This is a genomic window from Streptomyces sp. NPDC058691, assembly GCF_042714775.1.
Taxonomy (GTDB): Bacteria; Actinomycetota; Actinomycetes; order Streptomycetales; family Streptomycetaceae; genus Actinacidiphila.
Window position 1 is genome coordinate 46,459 of the sequence record NZ_JBHXSO010000047.1, and the last position, 20,225, is coordinate 66,683.

General features: G+C 71.8%; 17 protein-coding genes and 1 tRNA gene. 13 read left to right on the top strand and 5 right to left on the bottom strand.

The features are described 5' to 3' along the window. Nucleotides 1-328 precede the first annotated feature (328 nt). The 3 genes from ACFWVC_RS28535 to cdgB all read right to left on the bottom strand — a co-directional run bounded on the left by ACFWVC_RS28535 (nt 329) and on the right by cdgB (nt 4,099). Nucleotides 329-1,033, bottom strand: a complete 705-nt coding sequence (locus ACFWVC_RS28535; RefSeq protein WP_384292834.1) for a response regulator — start codon at nt 1,031-1,033, stop codon at nt 329-331. A 106-nt stretch (nt 1,034-1,139) separates the two neighbouring features. After that, entirely contained in the window at nt 1,140-2,333 is a 1,194-nt protein-coding gene (locus ACFWVC_RS28540) for a sensor histidine kinase (RefSeq protein ID WP_384292839.1), read from the bottom strand. Nucleotides 2,334-2,455: 122 nt separating this feature from the next. Next, nucleotides 2,456-4,099 carry a diguanylate cyclase CdgB gene (gene cdgB, locus ACFWVC_RS28545; RefSeq protein WP_384292844.1) on the bottom strand — a complete coding sequence of 548 codons (1,644 nt, stop codon included), beginning with the start codon at nt 4,097-4,099 and terminating at the stop codon, nt 2,456-2,458. 406 nt (nt 4,100-4,505) lie between these two features. On the opposite strand from cdgB, the gene ACFWVC_RS28550 reads away from it, so the two are divergent. Then, nucleotides 4,506-5,006, top strand: coding sequence for a flavin reductase family protein (locus ACFWVC_RS28550; RefSeq protein ID WP_384292904.1), 501 nt, complete (start codon nt 4,506-4,508; stop codon nt 5,004-5,006). Between the two features lie 59 nt (nt 5,007-5,065). Here ACFWVC_RS28550 and arfB read toward each other — a convergent pair whose 3' ends face one another. Further along, the gene (gene arfB, locus ACFWVC_RS28555; protein WP_384292848.1) at nt 5,066-5,509 is read right to left on the bottom strand and encodes an alternative ribosome rescue aminoacyl-tRNA hydrolase ArfB; all 444 of its coding nucleotides are present in this window, start codon (nt 5,507-5,509) and stop codon (nt 5,066-5,068) included. A 134-nt stretch (nt 5,510-5,643) separates the two neighbouring features. Between arfB and ACFWVC_RS28560 the strand changes: the two genes are divergently transcribed. The 9 genes from ACFWVC_RS28560 to ACFWVC_RS28600 all read left to right on the top strand — a co-directional run bounded on the left by ACFWVC_RS28560 (nt 5,644) and on the right by ACFWVC_RS28600 (nt 17,180). Further along, nucleotides 5,644-6,219, top strand: coding sequence for a TerD family protein (locus ACFWVC_RS28560; RefSeq protein WP_384292852.1), 576 nt, complete (start codon nt 5,644-5,646; stop codon nt 6,217-6,219). Between the two features lie 71 nt (nt 6,220-6,290). Beyond that, nucleotides 6,291-6,851: a GNAT family N-acetyltransferase gene (locus ACFWVC_RS28565; RefSeq protein WP_384292858.1), complete on the top strand. Its 561-nt coding sequence runs from the start codon at nt 6,291-6,293 to the stop codon at nt 6,849-6,851. Then, nucleotides 6,848-7,342: a hypothetical protein gene (locus ACFWVC_RS28570; RefSeq protein ID WP_384292864.1), complete on the top strand. Its 495-nt coding sequence runs from the start codon at nt 6,848-6,850 to the stop codon at nt 7,340-7,342. The genes ACFWVC_RS28565 and ACFWVC_RS28570 overlap by 4 nt, the downstream gene beginning before the upstream one ends. 73 nt (nt 7,343-7,415) lie before the next feature. Beyond that, the gene (locus ACFWVC_RS28575) at nt 7,416-7,841 is read left to right on the top strand and encodes an SHOCT domain-containing protein (RefSeq protein WP_384292868.1); all 426 of its coding nucleotides are present in this window, start codon (nt 7,416-7,418) and stop codon (nt 7,839-7,841) included. 100 nt (nt 7,842-7,941) lie between these two features. Next, nucleotides 7,942-8,928 carry a zinc-binding dehydrogenase gene (locus ACFWVC_RS28580; RefSeq protein ID WP_384292872.1) on the top strand — a complete coding sequence of 329 codons (987 nt, stop codon included), beginning with the start codon at nt 7,942-7,944 and terminating at the stop codon, nt 8,926-8,928. Between the two features lie 128 nt (nt 8,929-9,056). Beyond that, nucleotides 9,057-10,226, top strand: coding sequence for a GDSL-type esterase/lipase family protein (locus ACFWVC_RS28585; protein ID WP_384292909.1), 1,170 nt, complete (start codon nt 9,057-9,059; stop codon nt 10,224-10,226). A 207-nt stretch (nt 10,227-10,433) separates the two neighbouring features. After that, nucleotides 10,434-12,473 carry a glycosyl hydrolase family 28-related protein gene (locus ACFWVC_RS28590; protein ID WP_384292875.1) on the top strand — a complete coding sequence of 680 codons (2,040 nt, stop codon included), beginning with the start codon at nt 10,434-10,436 and terminating at the stop codon, nt 12,471-12,473. A 255-nt stretch (nt 12,474-12,728) separates the two neighbouring features. Next, complete coding sequence (locus tag ACFWVC_RS28595; protein WP_384292880.1) at nt 12,729-16,151, top strand: phosphodiester glycosidase family protein; 3,423 nt, start codon at nt 12,729-12,731, stop codon at nt 16,149-16,151. A gap of 144 nt (nt 16,152-16,295) precedes the next feature. Further along, nucleotides 16,296-17,180: a LysR family transcriptional regulator gene (locus ACFWVC_RS28600; RefSeq protein WP_384292884.1), complete on the top strand. Its 885-nt coding sequence runs from the start codon at nt 16,296-16,298 to the stop codon at nt 17,178-17,180. Nucleotides 17,181-17,359: 179 nt separating this feature from the next. Here ACFWVC_RS28600 and ACFWVC_RS28605 read toward each other — a convergent pair. After that, nucleotides 17,360-17,432: transfer RNA gene (locus tag ACFWVC_RS28605), tRNA-Thr, on the bottom strand. Between the two features lie 220 nt (nt 17,433-17,652). Here ACFWVC_RS28605 and ACFWVC_RS28610 point away from each other — a divergent pair. From ACFWVC_RS28610 to ACFWVC_RS28620, 3 genes are all read left to right on the top strand, one after another. Next, a complete protein-coding gene (locus ACFWVC_RS28610; protein WP_384292889.1) occupies nt 17,653-18,771 on the top strand; it encodes an ABC transporter ATP-binding protein in 1,119 nt (372 codons plus the stop codon). A 231-nt stretch (nt 18,772-19,002) separates the two neighbouring features. Next, the gene (locus ACFWVC_RS28615; RefSeq protein WP_384292893.1) at nt 19,003-19,419 is read left to right on the top strand and encodes a hypothetical protein; all 417 of its coding nucleotides are present in this window, start codon (nt 19,003-19,005) and stop codon (nt 19,417-19,419) included. 30 nt (nt 19,420-19,449) lie between these two features. Beyond that, nucleotides 19,450-20,187 carry an NDP-sugar synthase gene (locus ACFWVC_RS28620; RefSeq protein ID WP_384292895.1) on the top strand — a complete coding sequence of 246 codons (738 nt, stop codon included), beginning with the start codon at nt 19,450-19,452 and terminating at the stop codon, nt 20,185-20,187. Nucleotides 20,188-20,225 lie beyond the last annotated feature (38 nt).

A 20,225-nucleotide genomic window follows, 5' to 3' on the forward strand; every position in this document is an offset into this window, starting at 1 on the left:
CAGAGGGCGGTGTCAGATCCCGGTTCATGGCCGTCACGCTGCCCCAGCCGTCCGTACGGCGGGTGTACGCGGGTCGTCCGCCCGGTGCGCGCGGATGCCGCCGGCACCGGGCGGGGCGGTCGATCGCCTCGCCCGAGAAATGTGCCCGCCGCTGCCCGGCGTCGCGGCCGCACGTCGAGCCGCCGGGCCCCGCGGCAGCGCGGCCTGTCCGCCGCCCTTCAGGCTCGGCGGCGGCATCGCGCGGGACCTGCCGCGGGCCGTCCCGGACGTACCGGGAACCACCGCTCCGCGCGACCGGCAGGACGTTGTGGCGGCCCGGGAGGCCGCGCTACGCCGCGCCGCCGCCGGCCCGGACGAGACCGGTCTCGTAGGCCAGGACCACGGCCTGGACGCGGTCGCGCAGGCCCAGCTTGGTGAGGATGCGGCCGACGTGGGTCTTCACGGTCGCCTCGCTCAGCACCAGCTTCGCGGCGATCTCCCCGTTGGACAGTCCCTGGGCGACCAGCAGCAGCACCTCGCGCTCGCGGTCGGTCAGCCGGTCCAGCTCCTTGTGCGTGGGCTGGGACACGCTCGGCAGCAGGGGCGTGAAGCGGTCCAGCAGGCGGCGGGTGGTGCTCGGCGCGACGACCGCGTCGCCGCTGTGGACGGCGCGGATCGCGGCCAGCAGCTCGTCCGGCGGGACGTCCTTGAGCATGAAACCGCTGGCGCCCGCCTTGAGCGCGGAGAAGGCGTACTCGTCGAGGTCGAAGGTGGTGAGGATCAGCACCCGGGGGACGTCGGCGCCCTCCCGGCCGCGGGTCCCGTCGCCCTCCGCGGGGCCGCAGATCAGCCGGGTGGCCTCCACCCCGTCGAGCCTCGGCATGCGGACGTCCATCAGCACGACGTCCACCGCGGTGGAGCGCAGCGTCTCCACCGCCTCCGCGCCGTCGCCCGCCTCGGCGACGACCTCCATGTCCGGCTGGGCCTGCAGCACCATGCGGAAGCCGGTGCGCAGCAGCACCTGGTCGTCGACGAGCATCACGCGGATCGCCATGGGTACCGGTGCCTCTTTCCCTCTGTCCGGTCCGGTGCCGGGCGTTCCCGGCACACCTGTCCTGCCTGTCCTGCCTGTCCTGCCTGTCCTGCCGTCACGCCGGGCACTACCGCGCGGCCTTCACCGGCAGCACAGCGCTGATCCGGAAGCCGCCGCCGGGCCGCGGGCCGGCGTCGAGGGTGCCGGCGACCATGCCGACCCGCTCGCGCATGCCGATCAGGCCCTGGCCCTGCCCGTCCTCGCCGCCCGACTCGTACAGCTCCTGCTGGGCGCCGCGCCCGTCGTCCTCGATCAGCAGGGCCAGTTCGCTGTCGCGGAAGGTGAGCCGCACATTGGCCCGCGCATCCGGGCCGCCGTGCTTGCGGGTGTTGGTCAGGGCCTCCTGGACGATCCGGTACGCGGTCAGCTCCACGCCGCTGGCCAGCGGGCGGGACTCACCCTCGACCTGGAAGTCCACCGGCAGCCCGGCGCCGCGCACCTGCTCTATCAGGTCGCCGAGCTGGTCGACACCGGGCTGCGGCACATACTCCCCGCCGACGGCGTCCCCGGCGCGCAGCAGGCCCAGCAGCCGGCGCATCTCGGTGAGCGCCTGGCGGCCGGTGCTGGAGATGGTCTCCAGGGCCTGCTTGGCCTGCTCGGGCGAGGCGTCCAGCACATACGCGGCGCCGTCGGCCTGGACCACCATGACCGACACATTGTGCGCGACGACGTCGTGCAGCTCGCGGGCGATCCGGGCGCGCTCGGCCGCCACCGCGGCCTTCGACTGGGCCTCGCGTTCGCGCTGGAGGCGGGCGGCACGCTCCTCCAGTTCCGCGTAATAGGCGCGGCGGGTGCGCAGGCTGTCGCCGATGACCCACGCCAGCGCGAACGGGATGGCCAGGAAGAAGCCCCCGACGACCTGGCTCCAGCCGCTCTGGTGCGCGCTGGGCCAGCGCACCGACGCTATGGGGGAGGCCAGCAGTCCGCCGATGAGCGCCAGCCGGGAGGCCCACAGCGCGCCGTTGGCGGCGACGGTGTAGATGATCACGAGCATGGCGAAGTCGCCCGGGTTCACACGGACATCGGCCACCAGCTGAAGGGCGCCGACCAGGATCGCCAGCAGCAGCATCCGCTCCGGCGCCCGGCGGCGCAGCGCCACGACCAGGGACAGCGCCAGGCACAGCGCGCCGGCCGCCGCCCGTGAGTCCGTGCCGATGTCCCCCGCCGCCATCCACAGGCTCGACAGCCCGAGCAGGGCGACGGCCCAGAAGGTGTCGACCCAGGTCGGGTGCCGGCGGAGGAAGTCGTAGAGACGCTGCACGTAACCCAGCGTAGGCACGGCAAATGCGTGCGGGAGTCAACCGGCAGAGCGATCCCGGGTACTCCGCAGGTTGGACGCGGGCCCTTCGCGGAGGAGGAAGCGGGCGCCGGTGACGGGGCCGGTCAGCCCGCGCGGCGGTGGCTGCGGGTGCCGTTGCGGGAGCGCTTCTCGATGTACATGCGCTGGTCGGCGGAGTGCAGCACCTCGTCGGCGGTCATCCCGCAGCCCGCCCAGCCGATGCCGAAGCTCGCCCCGACCCGGACCGCGCGCCCCTCGAAGCGGATCGGGGGGATGATCGCGTTCCGCAGCCGCACCGCGAGGTCTTCCGCGTCCTCGCGGCCGAGACCGTCGGCGAGGACGACGAACTCGTCGCCGCCGAGCCTGGCAACGGTGTCACCGTCGCGTACGGCACTCGTGAGCCGCCGGGCGACCTCGATGAGGACGGCGTCTCCGGTGTGGTGGCCGAAGCGGTCGTTGATGGACTTGAAGCCGTCGAGGTCGCAGAAGAGCACCGCGAGGCCCTTGCCGCCCTCGGGGTCGTCGGCGGGCGGGAGGGTGTGCGTGTGGTGGTCGTAGCCGGCCAGCGGGGGCACGCCGCCCTCGATCGGGTCGAAGCCGTAGCTGTACGCGAACTCATCGCCCGCGTCCGCCGCGGTGTGGCCGTCGGCGTCCGGGGCCTGCGGCCGGGAGCAGATCCTGCCGGACAGCCGGGCGCGCAGTTCGGCGCTGTTGGGCAGGCCGGTGAGCGAGTCGTGGCTGGCGCGGTGGGCGAGGGCCAGTTCGCGGCCCTTGCGCTCCTCGATGTCCTCGACGTGGGTGAGCAGGAAGCGGGGTCCGTCGGCGGTGTCGGCGACGACGGAGTTGCGCAGACTCACCCACACATAGGAACCGTCGCGCCGCTGCAGCCGCAGTTCGGCGCGGCCGCCCTCGGCACTGGTGCGCAGCAGGACGCCGACGTCCTCGGGGTGGACCAGGTCGGAGAAGGAGTGGCGGCGCAGCAGGGCCGCCGGGCGGCCGAGCAGCCGGCACAGCGCGTCATTGGTCCGCACCAGTTTGCCGTGCTGGTCCCCGCCCATCTCGGCGATGGCCATGCCGCTGGGGGCGTACTCGAAGGCCTGCCGGAAGCTCTCCTCGCTCGCCCGCAGGGCCTGTTGCTCACGCTCCAGGCGGACCAGCGCGCGTTGCATATTTGCACGTAGACGCGCGTTGCTAATCGCGATGGCGGCCTGGAAGGCGTACATCTGCAGCGCCTCGCGGCCCCAGGGGCCGGGGCGGCGGCCGCCCACCGGGCGGTCCACGGAGATCACGCCGATCAGTTCGCCGGCCCCTGAGGGGTTGGCGTACATCGGGGCGAGCAGCCGGTCCTCGGGGTGCCACTCGTCGGGGAAGCGGGGCGGCGGCCCGTCGCCGGGCCAGGTGGGGACGTCGTCGCCGTCCAGCACCCAGCCCTCGTGGTGGGGTATGAAGCGCAGCGTGCCCCAGCGCTCGCCCATGGTCAGCCGGCGCTCCCAGGAGGCGCGCGAGCCCACCCGCCCGGCCATCAGGGCCTCCGCGGCGGCGCTCCCGGCGAGGGCGGCGACCACCAGGTCACCGTCGGGGCGGACGAGGTTGACCGCGGCCAGCTCGAAGCCCAGGCCCTTGACGACCCCGTCGGCGACGGCCTGAAGGGTGTCCGCGAGGCTGCGCCCGGTGTTGAGGTCCGCCACCACCTGGTGCACCTGGCGCAGGGTCGCGAGGCGGACATACGGCTCCGACTCGGTGTCCATGCGCTCTCCCGGGCCCTCGACGACAACTCCTGAGACTGCTTGTGGTCCGTTGTGGTCCGATTCCCACCGCAACTGAATCACAGCGAGCACCACGACCGGTACACAGGGTCAACAATTCATGCCGCCTGTGACTCAAGTCACAGAAGTTTGTCGTGGTCCGGTCACGCAGCGTAGAGAACGCCGGGATGTTGCCTTCACCCATTGAACACAATCGACCAGGTGAGCGGGGGTCGAACGGCGGAATCGAGGTCAGGGGGAGGTCCTAGGACCTGGCTCGATCCGAAGTCCGATGCGGGCGCGGCATCAGTCCGGCTAGCGTCGTGGCGTGCCACAGTCAATCACCTCCCCGCCCCTGATCCCGCATCCTGGGACCGTGCCCGACGGTTCCGAGCCAGAGCCCGCGGCCGTGGACGGCGATGCCTTCCGCGCCGCCATGAGCCGACTCGCCGCGGGTGTCGTCCTCGTGACCGCCCACGACCCCGAGGACGGCCCGAACGGCGAGGACGTCGGCATGACCGCGACCGCCTTCATCTCGGTCTCCCTGGAGCCGCCCATGGTGCTGGTGAGCCTGCGCGAGGGCTCCCGGATGGACGAGGTGCTGGAGCGCTGCCCCCGGTGGGCCGTCTCCGTGCTCAGCGAGAGCCAGCGGCACATCGCCGGGCGCTTCGCGATGCGCGGACGCATCAGCGACCGCCTGCTCTTCGAGGACGTGGCCTACTACCGCGGCGAGGCGTCGGGCGCCCCCATACTCGGCGGCGGACTCGCGGTCATCGAGTGCGAGACCGACCAGCGCGTGACGGCCGGCGACCACACCCTGGTCGTCGGACGGGTGCTGACGGCCCGCACGCCCAGCGCGGACGGCTCGCCGCTGGCGTACTTCCGCGGCCGCTACCGGCACCTGAGCTGACACGGGCGTTTCGGGCGTCCCGAGCGTCCCGTGCGGGCCCGGCACCGGACCCGCACGGCTCAGTTCCAGCCGCGCGGGTCGCGCCCGCGCTTGGTCTCCCCGCGCTGCTTCTTCTCCCGCAGCCGCCGCTCGTTGATCCCGCGCGGGATCTTCGTCGGCCGGCGCACCCTCGGCGGCGGCGCCGTGGCCTCGGCGAGCAGCGCCGCGAGACGGGTCAGCGCCGTCTCCCGGTTGCGCCACTGCGAGCGGTGCTCCGAGGCCCGTACGACCACCACACCGCCCACCAGGCGGGAGGCGAGGCGCTCCAGGGCGCGTTCCTTCCACACCGGCGGCAGGCACTCCGTGGCGGCCAGGTCGAAGCGCAGCTCCACCTGGCTGTCGGAGGTGTTCACATGCTGGCCGCCCGGCCCGGACGACCGGGAGAAACGCCACTGGAGCTCGGCCTCCGGGACGGAGACCGAGCCGCGGACGACGAGCGGCAGCGATCCGGACATGCTCCCCATGATCCCGGCCGGGGGCGCCCACGTCACAGGGTTTTCGCGCCGTTAAGGAACCGTGCGCGCCCCTGACCGCGTTCACCCCTGTGAAGGTAGCGTCATCGTCGGCAGATACGACCGACATCACGGAGGGGACTCCCATGGCTGTAAGCCTGTCCAAGGGCGGCAACATCTCGCTCACCAAGGAAGCTCCGGGCCTGACGGCCGTCACGGTCGGCCTGGGCTGGGACGTCCGCACGACCACCGGCGTCGACTTCGACCTCGACGCGAGCGCCATCGCGCTCAACCCGAGCGGCAAGGTCTACTCCGAAGGCCACTTCGTCTTCTTCAACAACAAGCAGACCCCCGACCAGACCATCGTGCACACCGGCGACAACCGCACCGGTGAGGGCGTGGGCGACGACGAGGCGATCAACGTCAACCTGGCCGGGCTGCCGGCCGACGTCGACCGGATCGTCTTCCCGGTCTCCATCTACGACGCCGACACCCGCACCCAGAACTTCGGCCAGGTCCGCAACGCCTACATCCGCATCGTCAACCAGGCCGGCGGCACCGAGATCGCCCGCTACGACCTGAGCGAGGACGCGGCCACCGAGACCGCCATGGTCTTCGGCGAGCTCTACCGCAGCGGCGCCGAGTGGAAGTTCCGCGCCGTGGGCCAGGGCTACGCCGCGGGCCTGGCCGGCATCGCCACCGACTTCGGTGTCGGTCTCTGAGCGACGCTTTTCCGGGCTTTCCCGGGCTTTTCCGGGCGCCTCGTGCCCCGCACGCGACTAGCGTGCGGGGCATGCCGGTGTCCCTCGCCCCTCTCGAACCGCTCGTCCCCGAAGACGGCGCCCTGCCGCCCGGACTGCTCGGCGAGCTGACCGGGCTGTACGCCTCCAACGCCGCCTTCCACCGGATCAGCGGGGACTTCCCGGACCCCGGCCGCATCACCCCGGAGCAGGTCGCCTCGGCCCTCGGCGCCGAACTGGCGCACCCCGCCGTGGAGGTGCTGCTCGCCCGTGACGACGCCGACGGCACCCTGGCCGGCATCGCCGTCACCCTGGCCGAGCACCCGGACCCCCTCGACCCGTACCCGTGGATCGGCCTGCTGATGGTGCACGGCGGGCGGCAGCGGACCGGCCTGGGCCGGGAGCTCGCCGGACAGGTCGAGGCGCGACTGCGGGCCGCCGGGCGGGACGGCGTGCGCCTGGCGGTGCTCGACAACAACCCCAGGGCGCTCGCGTTCTGGACCGCGCTCGGCTACCGGGTCGTGGACCACCGCGAGGACCGCCAGATGGGCCGTCCCTGCGCCGTCCTGCACAAGGACCTGCCGCCGGGGCCGCCACGTACCATCGGCGGGTGATCGACCTCGGCTACTCGCTCTCCCGCCGCTTCCCCGACCCCCCGCAGACCGACTACCGCACCGCGGACGTGCGGACGCTGCGCCACGACCTGTTCTGCGGGGACGTCTACCTGGCGGACGTCAAGGCCGACCGCGAGTTGTCCACAGCCTGGGGATGGGTGCCGGTCCTGGACTTCGCGTGGGCGCTGTGCGCCATCGTCGAGCACCTGGACCGCGACCCGCTCGGCAGCCGCGCGGCCCGCCCCCAGCGCGCGGAGCTGGACTTCACCGAGTCCACCGACCGCCTGCGCTTCGAGCGCCGCTTCGGCTGGGTGGACGTCACCGCCGACTGGGCGCCGGACGAGGCGCCGCTCGCCTTCCCCCACGCGGACCTGCGCCGCGAGGCCCGCGACTTCCTGCACGACCTGATCGCCGACCTCACCGACATGCACGACGGCCTGGACGCCAACCCGGCGATCTGGGACCTGCAGGCCCGTTTCCCCCGCGTGTGACCCGGACGGACACGTCGCCCGGACGGCCCCATCCGGGGTGCGGGACCCATTTGGCCGCCGTCCACTTGGGGCCATGGACGACTACCCGCTGCTGAACCTGTTCTGGACCATGCTCCTGATCTTCTGCTGGGTGCTGTGGTTCTTCCTGCTCTTCCGGATCATCGGCGACCTCTTCCGCGACCACTCGCTGGGCGGGTGGGCGAAGGCCGGCTGGATCATCGTCCTCATCTTCCTGCCCTTCCTCGGCGTGCTGGTCTACGTGATCGCCCGCGGCAAGGGCATGGCCGAGCGCGACCAGAAGCAGGCCAAGGACGTGGACGCCGCCTTCAAGCAGTACGTCCGCGACGCCGCCGCGGACGGTTCGGGCGGGACCGCCGCGAGCGGGCATCCCGCGGCCGGGAGCCCGGTCGACCAGCTCGCCAAGCTCGCCGACCTCAGGAGCAACGGCCACCTCACCGAGGAGGAGTACCAGAAGGCGAAGACGAAGATCCTCGCGTGACGCGGTTGACCTCAACCATGGTTGAGGACGAACAGTGGGCGGTGCGGACCCGGTCCGGCCGCCCGCTCGATTTTTCGCGTCTCTCCATAAGGGGCACTTCGTGCACGCCATCCGCCTCCACGCGTTCGGCCCGGCCGCCAACCTGCGCTACGAGAAGACCGAGGACCCCGAACCGGGCCCCGGGCAGGTGCGGATCGCCGTCGCCGCCGCCGGGGTCCACATGATCGACACCGCGCTGCGCTCGGGCGACTTCGACGGGCCCTACCCGCTGCCCGACCTGCCGACGGTCCCCGGCCGCGAGGTCGCCGGCACCGTCGACGCCGTCGGGGAGGGCGTCGGCCGCGAGTGGCTCGGGCGGCGCGTCGTCGCCCACCTGGGCATGGTGCCCGGCGGCTACGCCGAACTCGCCGTGACCTCCGTCGACAGGCCCCACGTACTGCCGGACGGGCTGGGCTTCGCCGAGGCCGTCGCCATGGTCGGCACCGGCCGTACGGCGATGGGCATCCTGCGCCAGGCGCCGGTCGGCCCCGACGACGTGGCCGTCGTGACCGCGGCGGCCGGCGGCATCGGCACGCTGCTCGTCCAGGCCGCCGGGAACGCCGGGGCCACCGTGCTCGGCCTCGCCGGCGGTCCGGCGAAGACCGCGCGGGTCGGGGAACTCGGCGCGGACGCGGCCGTCGACTACACCGCGGACGGCTGGACGGACACCGCCCGTGCCGCCCTGGGCGGGCGGGCCGCCACCGTCGTCTTCGACGCGGTCTCCGGGGACCTCGGGCGCGGGGCCGTGGACCTGCTCGGCCGGGGCGGGCGCCATGTGGTCTACGGGTGGGCCTCCGGCGGGGCGCTGGAGCTGTCCGAGGAGGAACGGGCCGCGCGCGGCATCACCTCAGAGGTGGTCCTCGGCCCGGGCATGGCACGGGCCGGCGGTCCCGGCGGCCTGCGCGCCCTGGAGGAGGCGGCCCTGGCCGAGGCGGCGGCGGGACGGCTGCGGCCGGCGGTGCAGCGCTTCCCGCTCGCGGACGCCGCGGCGGCCCACACCGCGCTGGAGACCCGGGGCACGACGGGCAAGGTCGTCCTGATCCCCTGATCCCCTGATCCCCTGGTCCTCCGGCCTCCCGGCCTCCCGGCCTCCCGGCCGCATCGGGCAGCCCCGTTCTTCGGGCATCCCGTGTGCCCGGCACAGGTCGCGGGCAGGGAGAAAACGTGACAACTGCGATGCGCGCCCTGCGGGAGATTCCCCTCGACGGGGGACCGGTGGAGTTCCGGGGCGCCCTCGACCTGGAGCGCACGGAGGCCGGCCTGCTGCCGCGCCGGCTGCCCGCGTGGACGCGCTCGCAGTACCCGGACGCCTTCATGGACGAGGTCACCGCGCTGCCGTCCGGCGTGCGGCTGGCGTTCCGCACCGCGGCCCGCGCCGTCGAACTGGAGCTGCTGACCTCGGTGGTGCAGCTCGACGGGAGCCCTGAGCCGCTATCCGCCGGGGCGGTCGACCTGACCGTGGACGGCGCGTACGCGGGAACGCGGCCCGCCCCGCGCGGTCACGTACTGCACAAGCCGGACCTCTTCGCGCGGTCCGCGCGCCGGCAGCCGGGACCGCCCGGCCGGGTGCGCTTCGAGGGCCTGCCGGAGGGCGAGAAGGACCTCGAACTGTGGCTGCCCCAGCAGACCCGTACCGAAGTGGTCGGGCTGCGGGCCGACGCCGCGGTGCTGCCGCCGCGCCCCACCGGGCGGCCGCGCTGGGTCCACCACGGCAGCTCCATCAGCCACTGCGCCGCCGCCGACTCCCCCACCGCCACCTGGCCGGCCCTGGCCGCCGCCCTCGCCGGGGCCGAACTGCTGAACCTGGGCCTGGGCGGCAACGCCATGCTCGACCCGTACGTCGCCCGGACGATCCGGGACCTGCCGGCCGATCTGATCAGCCTCAAGCTGGGCATCAACATCGTCAACCAGGCGGCCTTCCGGCTGCGTTCGTTCGGGCCGGCCGTGCACGGCTTCCTGGACACCGTCCGCGAGGGCCACCCGGGCACCCCGCTGCTGGTCGTCTCCCCCATCAGCTGCCCCGCCGTGGAGACCACCCCGGGGCCCACCGCTCCCGATGTCTCCGCCGCCGTCCCCCGCGTCGTGGCCCTCGGCGACCCCGCCGACGTGCCCGGCGGCGCGCTGACCCTGACCGTCATCCGCGCGGAGCTGGCCCGCATCGTCGCCGACCGGGCCGCCGCGGGCGACCGCCGGCTCCACTACCTGGACGGCCGCGAGCTGTTCGGCCCGGACGACGTGGCCGACCTGCCGGACTCCCTGCACCCCAACGCGGCCGGCTACCGGCGCATGGGCCGCCGGTTCGCCGCCCGCGTCTTCGGCGCCGGCGGGCCCTTCTGCGGCCGCTGAACCGCCCCGGCACGTACCTGCGCAACGATTCACGTAAGCCGTGCAAGAAACAAACAAGGGACCGCACTTCACCATCAGTGGGCCGAAAACATCGCGCAAGGGCCTTGTGGAGCCGTCCGCCGGGTCCTTACTGTCGCCTCACCTCACGACGTCCGCTCCGCCTCGCACGTCCAGGGCGGTCGCGCCTACGAGAGAAACGAGCTGGGGATGGCAGGGAGCAGCAGGAGCAGGAACACCTGGCGAAGAACGGTCGCGGTGGTCGCGGCGGCGGCCGGGATCGGGCTCGGTCTCGGCGGGACCGCGCAGGCGGGCGCCGGCCCGGCCAAGGCCGCCGGCCCGGTCGTGACGCGGGCGGCGCTGGATCCGGCGCTGGTCGCCGGACGCGGCGCCGACCCGGGGTTCGCCGAGCAGGAGGCCGAGAACGCCGCGACGAACGGCACACTCATCGGTCCCGGCCGCAGTGCCTACACCCTCCCCGCGGAGGCGTCCGGGCGGAAGGCGGTGACCCTGCAGCGCGGCCAGTACGTGGAGTTCACGCTGCCGAGCGCCGCGAACGCGATCACCGTGCGGTACAGCATCCCGGACGCTCCGGGCGGGGGCGGCATCACCGCGCCGCTCGACGTGACCGCCGGCAAGCAGGGCCGCCGGACGATGACCCTCACCTCGCAGTACGCCTGGCTCTACAACCAGTACCCGTTCTCCAACGACCCGCAGGCCGGGCTGCTGCACGACGACTGGTGGATCACCGAGTGCGGCTGCGTGCCGAACGCCACCACCCCGGCGCCGGTGATCGACAAGCCGTTCCGGCCGAACCACTTCTACGACGAGCAGCGCCTGTTGCTGGGCAGGACGTACAAGGCCGGCGAGAAGATCCGGCTCACCGTCCCCGCCCGTGCCGGGGCCGTGGCGACCACGATCGACCTGCTGGACTCGGAGTTGGTGGCCGCCCCGCGGGTCGCCCTCATCGCCGCGAACGTGCTCGCCTTCGGCGCCGACCCGACCGGGCGGCGGGACTCCGCGGGCGCCATCGACAAGGCCATCGCCTTCGCGCGGCGCGCGCACCTGAAGGTCTACATCCCGCCGGGGACGTACCAGGTCAATCGGCACATCATTGTGGACGACGTGACGATCGAGGGCGCCGGCAACTGGTACACCGTCATCAAGGGCAAGCAGGTCGCGCTCGACACCCCGGCACCGGACGGTTCGGTGCACACCGGGGTCGGCTTCTACGGCAAGGACGCCTCGGCCGGCGGCAGTCACGACGTCCACCTGTCGGGCTTCGCGATCGAGGGCGACGTCCGCGAGCGCATCGACACCGACCAGGTGAACGGCATCGGCGGGGCGCTCTCCGACTCCACGATCAAGGACCTGTACATCCACCACACCAAGGTGGGCATGTGGTTCGACGGCCCGCTCTCGAACCTGCGGATCAGCGGCAACATCATCACCGACCAGATCGCCGACGGCCTCAACTTCCACACCGGCGTGACCGATTCGGTGGTCCGGGACAACTTCGTCCGCAATTCGGGCGACGACGGGCTGGCCATGTGGTCGGAGAAGACCGCGAACGCCCGCAACACCTTCGACCACAACACGGTGCAGACCCCCGTGCTCGCCAACGGCATCGCCATCTACGGCGGCACGGACAACACGGTCTCCGGCAACCTGATCGCCGACCCGATCCGTGAGGGCAGCGCCCTCCAAGTGGGCTCCCGCTTCGGCGCCCAGCCGTTCGCCGGGCACCTGTGGATCACCGACAACACCACGGTGCGGGCGGGCACCTACGAGCTGAACTGGAACATCGGGCTCGGGGCGATCTGGGTCTACGCGCTGGAGAAGACCATCGACGCCGACATCCGCGTGACCGGCGACCACTTCCTCGACAACACCTACAACGCGATCATGCTGGTCTCGGACTTCCCCGTGAAGGACGCCTATTCCATCAGCAATGTGCACTTCAAGGACATCCGGGTCGACGGCACCGGCACCTCGGTGGTGAGCGCACGCGCCGCCGGCTCCGCGTCCTTCGAGAACGTCGACGCCCGCAACGTGGGCGCGGTCGGCGTGAACAACTGCGGCTCCTTCAACTTCCCCGCCACCGGTTCGGAGTTCTCGCTGAACGACCTCGGCGGAAACGATGGCGGCGGCACGACCGGGCCCTGGCTCGGTTCCTGGGAGCTGCCCAACACCATCACCTGCGACGACCGCCCGCCGGTGGTCGTCCCGCCGGCGCCGTCCACCTGGTAGACGCTGCCGGCCGGACCCGGCCCGACCCGGACAGGCGCCCCCGTACCGCACCGTGTGGTACGGGGGCGCCCACACACTCCGATCAAGCCAATATTTGACCGAATCCATAGACATGCCACTTCTGTGGGTCATCTGAAAACCCGCAATCGGCCATCTCTCCTTCGCTATGTGGGTGTCGTGTGTACTTCGAGCCGGTGTTCGACCGGCAGGATCTTCATAAGGACACACGCAATGACACTTCGCGGGAAGAGAACCGTGGGAGCCGGCGCACGCCGCACCGCGGTGGTCACCGCGCTGGCGCTGGCCCTGGCCGGTTCGGTCACCGGCGCTGCCATCGCCTCCGGAACCTCCGGGGACGGGGCCGCGCTCGACCAGACCGCCGACCAGGACTGGCTGCCGCAGACGCCGGAGAACTGGCCGCTCGTGGTGGACTACAGCCGCACCCCGAGCGAGACCGTCACCCAGGGTCTGGAGCACTACAGCGAGACCTACGACACCGTCGGCGGCCGCCAGCAGGTCCAGGTGCTGAGCGCCGACCTCGGCGACCCGAACCTCCGGGTGGGCGTCGTCGAGGCGGGCGACACCATCACCAACCCCGCGGACGAGACGGTCTCGTCGATGACGAACCGCACCCACGCGGTGGCCGGCGTCAACGGCGACTACTTCGAGATCCACGCGAGCGGCCGTCCGCTCGGCGGCGTGGTGACCGACGGCCGGATGCTCAAGAGCCCCAAGCCGGGCTTCGCCTCCCAGCTGGGCATCCGCCCCGACGGCTCGATGGTGATGGGCCCCGAGGCCTTCTCCGGGACGATCACCGACGGCGCCGCCACCCGCGCGCTCACCTCGGTCAACACCGTGGGCGACCTGACGGCCGGCGGCATCACCGAGGTCACCCCCGACCTCGGCAACGCCACCGGTCTGACCACCGGCACCCTGGTGCTCGGCCACGCGACCGCCGGCGGCTTCACCGTCGACAGCGTGCAGACCGGCGTCACCTCCGTGCCGCAGCTCGACAAGGACCAGCTGGGCCTGCTCGGCGGTGGGGCGGGCGGCACGTGGCTGTCCGCGAACCTGCACACCGGCGACACGGTCGGCATCACCACGCGACTGTCCCCGGACAACGATGTCACGCAGCTGGTCAGCGGCGTCGACACGCTGGTCAAGGACGGCAAGGTCTACAAGGACCCGACCGGCACCCCGCCGGGCGGTGCCAACCCGGAGACCGCCGTCGGCATCACCAAGGACGGCAAGCACGCCATCGTCGTCGCGGTCGACGGCCAGGGCGGCGCCACCCGTGCCTTCGGCGTGACCCGTGACCAGGCCGCGGGCTACATGGTCGCCCACGGCGCCGACACCGCGATGCTCTTCGACGGCGGCGGCTCGACCACCATGGCCGTGCGCGCCCCCGGCGCCAAGCACGCCGAGGTCGTCAACACCCCGTCCGACCAGCCCGGCAACACCGAGCGTCCGGTCGCCAACGGCATCTTCTTCTACTCCACCGAGAAGGAGGCCGGCGAGGCCCACAAGGTCGTCGTGAACGGCGGCGACCGCATCACCACCGTCCCCGGCAGCACCATCCCGCTGTCGGTGTACGCCACGGACAAGGTCGACAACCCGACCGACGGCACCGTGGACGTCCGCGTCGAGCCCGCCTCCCTCGCCTCGTACGAGAACGGCAAGCTCACCGCGCACCGCAGCGGTGAGGGCGAGGTCATCGCCACCAGCGACGGCCGCACCACCTCCGAGAAGCTGGAGGTGGCCGCCGAGCTCAAGGACCTGTCCCTCTCGCCGGACACCGTCGACATGGACAACGGCGGCACCCAGCAGCTGACCCTGACGGGCACCGTCAAGAGCGGCCGCACCACGGACATCTCCGCCGACGCGGCCGAGTGGACGGTCACCCCGTCCTCGCTCGGCACCGTCGACGCGCACGGCGTGTTCACCGCCGACGCGAACAACGGCGGCCTCGCCGAGGTGACCGCCAAGGTCGGCGGCAAGACCGCCACCGCCTCGGTCGCCGTCGGCAGCGTCAGCAAGGTCATCGACCCGATGACCAGCACGAGCGTCTGGCGTCTGAGCAACAACACCACCGGCAAGCCGGCCACCCTGTCGGCCGACCCGGGCGTCGTCCCGCCGGGCTCCACCGAGACCGGTTCGCTGCGCCTGGACTACTCGATGCCGGCCGGTTCCGGCGTCAAGCAGCTGGTGCTCTCGCCCAACGTCACCCTGAAGACCGACACCAACGGCGGTCACGTCCCCACCGGCATCGGTGTGTGGATCAAGGGCGACGGCAACGGCATCGAGCTCGCCGAGAAGTACATCAACGTCAACGGCACGTCGACGACGCTGTACCCGACCTTCGTCACCTGGAAGGACTGGCACCTGGCGGTCGCGCAGCTGCCCGCCGGCATGCAGTTCCCGCTGACGATCAGCTTCATCGACTTCCTGGCGATCAGCCCGAGCACCGCCTACAGCGGCGCGCTCAACGTCTCCGGCCTCCAGGCCCTGTACTCGCCGCGCCCGGTCACGGTGCCCGACTACAAGGCGATCCCGGACAACCCGTCCTGGCTGAAGTTCGAGGAGAACGCAGACAACTTCGCCAAGAGCGGCAACACCCTGCTCACCGGTGACGACGCGCACATGCTCGCCTCCGACCCCGGTTCGGTCAGCAGCAACGTGATGGACTCCATCGCCAAGCGGCTGCCCACCCTGAGCCCGCAGGCCCACCCGGACGCCGCCCAGTTCCTGGGCGACATGCCCGACGACGGCAAGCTGGCCGACCTGCAGTACGCGAAGTCCAAGATGGACGCCCTCGGCATCCCCGAGCGCGACATCGTCGGCAACCACGAGATCACCCAGGGCGCCGACTCCGAGAACGGCAACTACAGCGACACCTTCGGTGACACGCACTACGCCTACACCCAGGGCGAGGCGCGGCTGATCGTCACCGACAACTCGCACGGCAGCCTGCAGAGCTCGGACCCGTTCCAGGACCCGACCGGCGCCCAGTACCCGTGGCTCGTCCAGCAGTTGACGAACACCACCGCCAAGGACGTCCTGGTCGTCACCCACATGCCCGCCTACGACCCCCACCCGGCCGCGAACAGCCAGTTCACGGACCGCTGGGAGGCGCGCATGTACATGCGGCTGGTGCAGAAGTTCCAGCAGTCGCACCCGCAGCAGCACGTGATCATGATGTACGGCCACGCGCGCGGCTTCTCGGAGCAGATCCTCAACCCCGACGGTGAGAGCGTGACCACCGCTCAGGGCGGCATCCCGCAGCTCACCTTCGCGGACCTGGGCATGCCCGCGTACGCCCCCGCGGACCAGGGTGGCTTCTACCACTTCGGCCTGATCCGCATCGGCACCGACGGCAACCTGCAGTACTCCGTCGAGCCCGCCCTGGCGTCCATCGCCATCACGGCGCCGACCGCGCCGATGGCGCGGAACGACGAGGTGACCCTGACCGCGACCGGCGCCCTGATCGGCGGCGACAACATCGCCCCGCTCAGCATGCCGATCGCGGACCCGGCGTCCCACGTCTGGTCCTCCAGCAACACCAAGGTCGCCGAGGTGGACGCCACCACCGGCCGCCTGCGGGCCCACCGCGCCGGCACGGCCACCATCACGGTGACCAGCGGCGGCGTCACGGGCACGGTCCAGGTCACCGTCAAGTAGCACCGACCTGACGCATGAGGGGTGTCCGGGGTCCTCCCCGGGCACCCCTTCGTCGTTTCCCGGTGCGATGCTGGACGGGACGGGTCATCCCCGCGGGAGATGACCGCCCGGGTCGGACGACGGGAAAGGGCCGGCGGCGTTCGCATGGATCTGCGGCAGATGGAAGTGATCGTCGCGGTCGCCGAGGAGGGCGGGTTCACGGCGGCGGCGCGGCGGCTGCACGTGGTGCAGTCCGCGGTGTCCGGCACGGTGCGGGCACTGGAGAAGGAACTGGGCAGCGCCCTGTTCGAGCGGACCACGCACCGCGTGGCGCTGACCCCGGCGGGGGAGGCGTTCGTGCCCGCCGCTCGTGCGGCGCTCCGCGCGGCCGAGGAGGCGCGTGCGGTGGTCGACGCCGTACGGGGTGAGGTGCGGGGCCGCGTGACGGTCGCCATCATGCAGGGCGTCTGGGCCGATCTGCACCATGCCCTGGCGAGGCTGCGCGCGGAGCACCCCGGGGTGAGCGTGCGTCTGCAGCAGGCACCGGTGGCCGACGTCCGGCAGGCGCTGCGCGAGGGGACGGTGGATCTCGCCGTGGTGGCGCTCGACCGGCAACAGCAACGGGGGCTGGTGACCCGTCTGTTGTCGCGCGAGGAGATGCTGTTGGTGTCGTCGCCCTCGGGCGGCTTCGCCGGGGACGAGCCGGTGACCCTCGACGGGATCTCCGGCATGCCCTTCGTGGACTTCCTGCCCGGCTGGGCCATTCGCTACTCGGTGGACCGGGCCTTCAGGGCCGCCGGCGTCGAGCGGTCCACGGTCTTCGAGGTGAACGACATCGTGGCGGCCTCCGAGTTGGTCCGGCACGACCTCGGGGTGTGCATCATGCCCGCGTCGATCGCGGCCCGGTTCCCGGATCTCGCCGTACACCGGTTCGTGCAGCACGCCCCCGCCTGGAAGGTCATGGTGGTCCACCGCGGGGGCGAGATGTCGCCCGCGGTCGAGGCACTGCTGCGGCACATCACCCCCCGCACAGCGGCGGCGACGGTGTGATCAGTCGCTGTGAGATCGGCATCACGACGGCGGCTGCGCGCACGTGACCCAGCGCACACGACGTGCGGCCGCTCAGGCGCCGCCGCGATCGTGAGTGATCGCCCCGGTTGACGTCACCCGTGAATGACGAACACCCCGAACCGATCATGGTCCGGGGCGTTTTGCCTGGTCAGGCGCAGAGCCGCCTGTCGGATTCGAACCGACGACCTTCGCTTTACAAGAGCGGTGCTCTACCAGCTGAGCTAAGGCGGCACGGTGTCCCGCGCCCGCCGTGGTGACCGGTGGGTGGGGTCAGGGAGAAGTGTACCCAGGCGGGGAGGGGGGAGGGTCCGGGAATTGGGAGGCAGGGGGGTGCTGACAAAGTGGGGCGCGGGGGGTAGCGTCACGGAAAGTCCGCATCCCGTGGACTAGACCTCATCTCCTTTACTCGGATCGTCCGGCACGTTCCTGCCGGTGAAGGGACCACTGCACCATGGCTACTGTCACTTTTGACAAGGCGACCCGGATCTACCCCGGGACCGAGCGCCCCGCCGTCGACGCACTGCAGATCGACATCGCGGACGGCGAATTCCTCGTCCTCGTCGGCCCGTCGGGCTGCGGCAAGTCGACCTCGCTGCGCATGCTGGCCGGCCTGGAGGACGTCAACGCCGGCGCCATCCGGATCGGTGACCGGGACGTCACCCACCTTCCGCCCAAGGACCGGGACATCGCCATGGTGTTCCAGAACTACGCGCTCTACCCGCACATGACCGTCGCGGACAACATGGGCTTCGCCCTGAAGATCGCGGGCGTCAACAAGGCCGACATCCGCAAGCGGGTGGAAGAGGCCGCCAAGATCCTCGACCTCACCGAGTACCTGAGCCGCAAGCCCAAGGCGCTCTCGGGCGGTCAGCGCCAGCGTGTGGCGATGGGCCGCGCGATCGTGCGTGAGCCGCAGGTCTTCCTCATGGACGAGCCGCTGTCCAACCTGGACGCCAAGCTGCGTGTCCAGACCCGTACGCAGATCGCCTCGCTCCAGCGCCGCCTCGGCACCACCACGGTCTACGTCACCCACGACCAGACCGAGGCCATGACCATGGGCGACCGCGTCGCGGTCCTCAAGGACGGTCTGCTGCAGCAGGTCGACACCCCGCGCCACATGTACGACCGGCCGGCCAACCTCTTCGTCGCGGGCTTCATCGGCTCGCCGGCGATGAACCTGGTCGAGGTGCCGATCACCGACGGCGGCGTGAAGTTCGGCAACTCGGTGGTGCCGGTCGAGCGCGACGCGCTGCAGGCCGCGACCGACAAGGGCGACCGCACGGTCACCGTCGGCGTCCGCCCGGAGCACTTCGACATCGTCGACGGCGACAGCTCGGCGCTGTCGAAGGACGAGCCGGCCGGTCTGGCCGTCACCGTGAACGTCGTCGAGGAGCTGGGCGCGGACGGTTTCGTCTACGGCTCGGCCGAGGTCGGCGGCGAGCACAAGGACCTGGTCATCCGCGTCGGCGGCCGCCAGGTGCCGGAGAAGGGCTCCGTGCTCCGCGTCGTGCCGCGCGCCGGCGAGACGCACGTCTTCTCCACCTCCACCGGTGAGCGCCTCAGCGACTGACGCGCAGACGCTACGCACCCGTGGCCCGGCCCCCGCGCAAGGGGGCCGGGCCACGGCCGTTCCCCCGCACCTACAGGCCCCTCACCCACCCGTGAGAGGACCCCATTTGCGGGCACACAGCCGCGTTTCGAGCATGTTCGTCAATGCCCCCGTAGTCGATCAAGAGGCATTCATCACTCGTCAGAGTGGCTAAATGTCGCCAAATCATTACTCCTCGCTACCATCACTGCCGTGAACCAGGTAGCCCGCCGTATCGGCAAGTCACTCGCTCTCGTCCTTCCGGTCGTCCTCGTACTGTCCGGCACCCTCGCGGTCACCCGCGTCCCGTGGGCCACTTCGGCCTCCGAGGCCCAGGTCCTCACCGCCTCGCACGACAAGGAGGCCACCTCGGCCGGCCGGTCCGCGCCGCAGGAGGTGCTGCGCCGCAAGCTCCTCACGGAGCTGCAGGCGAAGAACCCGGGTGTCGCCCTCACCTCGCTGCAGCGCGAGATGGCCGCCCGCCCGTCGCTGGCCCAGTACTGCGGCTCCCTCGCCAAGTCGCTGGGGCGTGCCGCGGTGGCCAAGTACGGCTCCGTGCAGCGCGCGCAGTCCTGGTCGCGGCCGGTCTGCGACACCGCCTTCGCCACGGGCGTCGCCTCCGTCGGATGACCCGACGCCCCGGTCCCGTAGGGTGCGTCCATGACCGGCGCGCCCACGACCTCCCAGGTGGTGACCCAGGCCGTCCTCCTCGCCGGAGGACAGGGCTCACGCCTGCGCCCGTACACCGACACCCGCCCGAAGCCGATGATCGAGATCCCGGGAACCGGGACACCGATCATCGGCCATCAACTCGCGTGGCTGGCCGCCGAGGGCGTCACCGACGCCGTGATCTCGTGCGGCCACCTCGCTGAGGTCCTTCAGGACTGGCTCGCCGGCGCGGCGGCGGATCTGCCGCTGCGCATCACGACCGTTGTCGAACGCGAGCCCCTCGGGCGCGGTGGCGGCCTGAAGTTCGCCGCCGCCTCCCTTCCCCGGCCCGAGCAGGCCTGGTACGCCACGAACGGCGACATCTGGACGCGGTTCTCCCTCCGCGAGATGGCCGACTTCCACGTCGAGCGCGCCGCGGTCGCCACCCTCGCGCTCGCCCGCCCCCGGATCCCGTGGGGCGCCGTGGAGACCGACGAGTTCGGCCACGTCCTGGACTTCGTCGAGTCGCCGCCCTCGCCCTTCCTCATCAACGCGGGCGTCTACGTCTTCTCCCCCGGCTTCACGGCACTGCTGCCGGACCGGGGCGACCACGAGCGCACGACCTTCCCCCAACTCGCCCGTGAACGGCGGCTGGCGGGCTTCTCGCTGCCCCAGGGTGCTTACTGGCGGGCCATCGACACCGAGAAGGACCTCACCGAGGCCGCCAAGGAGCTCGCCTCGCGGCCCTGAGAGCGCCCCGTACGACGAAGAGGCGGCCGGAGGAGCGT

Excerpts from the sequence above, each read along its gene's own strand:
- ACFWVC_RS28535 (WP_384292834.1), bottom strand. The coding sequence starts at position 1,033 with ATGGCGATCCGCGTGATGCTCGTCGACGACCAGGTGCTGCTGCGCACC.
- cdgB (WP_384292844.1), bottom strand. The coding sequence starts at position 4,099 with ATGGACACCGAGTCGGAGCCGTATGTCCGCCTCGCGACCCTGCGCCAG.
- arfB (WP_384292848.1), bottom strand. The coding sequence starts at position 5,509 with ATGGGGAGCATGTCCGGATCGCTGCCGCTCGTCGTCCGCGGCTCGGTC.
- ACFWVC_RS28560 (WP_384292852.1), top strand. The coding sequence starts at position 5,644 with ATGGCTGTAAGCCTGTCCAAGGGCGGCAACATCTCGCTCACCAAGGAA.
- ACFWVC_RS28565 (WP_384292858.1), top strand. The coding sequence starts at position 6,291 with ATGCCGGTGTCCCTCGCCCCTCTCGAACCGCTCGTCCCCGAAGACGGC.
- ACFWVC_RS28575 (WP_384292868.1), top strand. The coding sequence starts at position 7,416 with ATGGACGACTACCCGCTGCTGAACCTGTTCTGGACCATGCTCCTGATC.
- ACFWVC_RS28585 (WP_384292909.1), top strand. The coding sequence starts at position 9,057 with ATGCGCGCCCTGCGGGAGATTCCCCTCGACGGGGGACCGGTGGAGTTC.
- ACFWVC_RS28590 (WP_384292875.1), top strand. The coding sequence starts at position 10,434 with ATGGCAGGGAGCAGCAGGAGCAGGAACACCTGGCGAAGAACGGTCGCG.
- ACFWVC_RS28600 (WP_384292884.1), top strand. The coding sequence starts at position 16,296 with ATGGATCTGCGGCAGATGGAAGTGATCGTCGCGGTCGCCGAGGAGGGC.
- ACFWVC_RS28610 (WP_384292889.1), top strand. The coding sequence starts at position 17,653 with ATGGCTACTGTCACTTTTGACAAGGCGACCCGGATCTACCCCGGGACC.
- ACFWVC_RS28620 (WP_384292895.1), top strand. The coding sequence starts at position 19,450 with ATGACCGGCGCGCCCACGACCTCCCAGGTGGTGACCCAGGCCGTCCTC.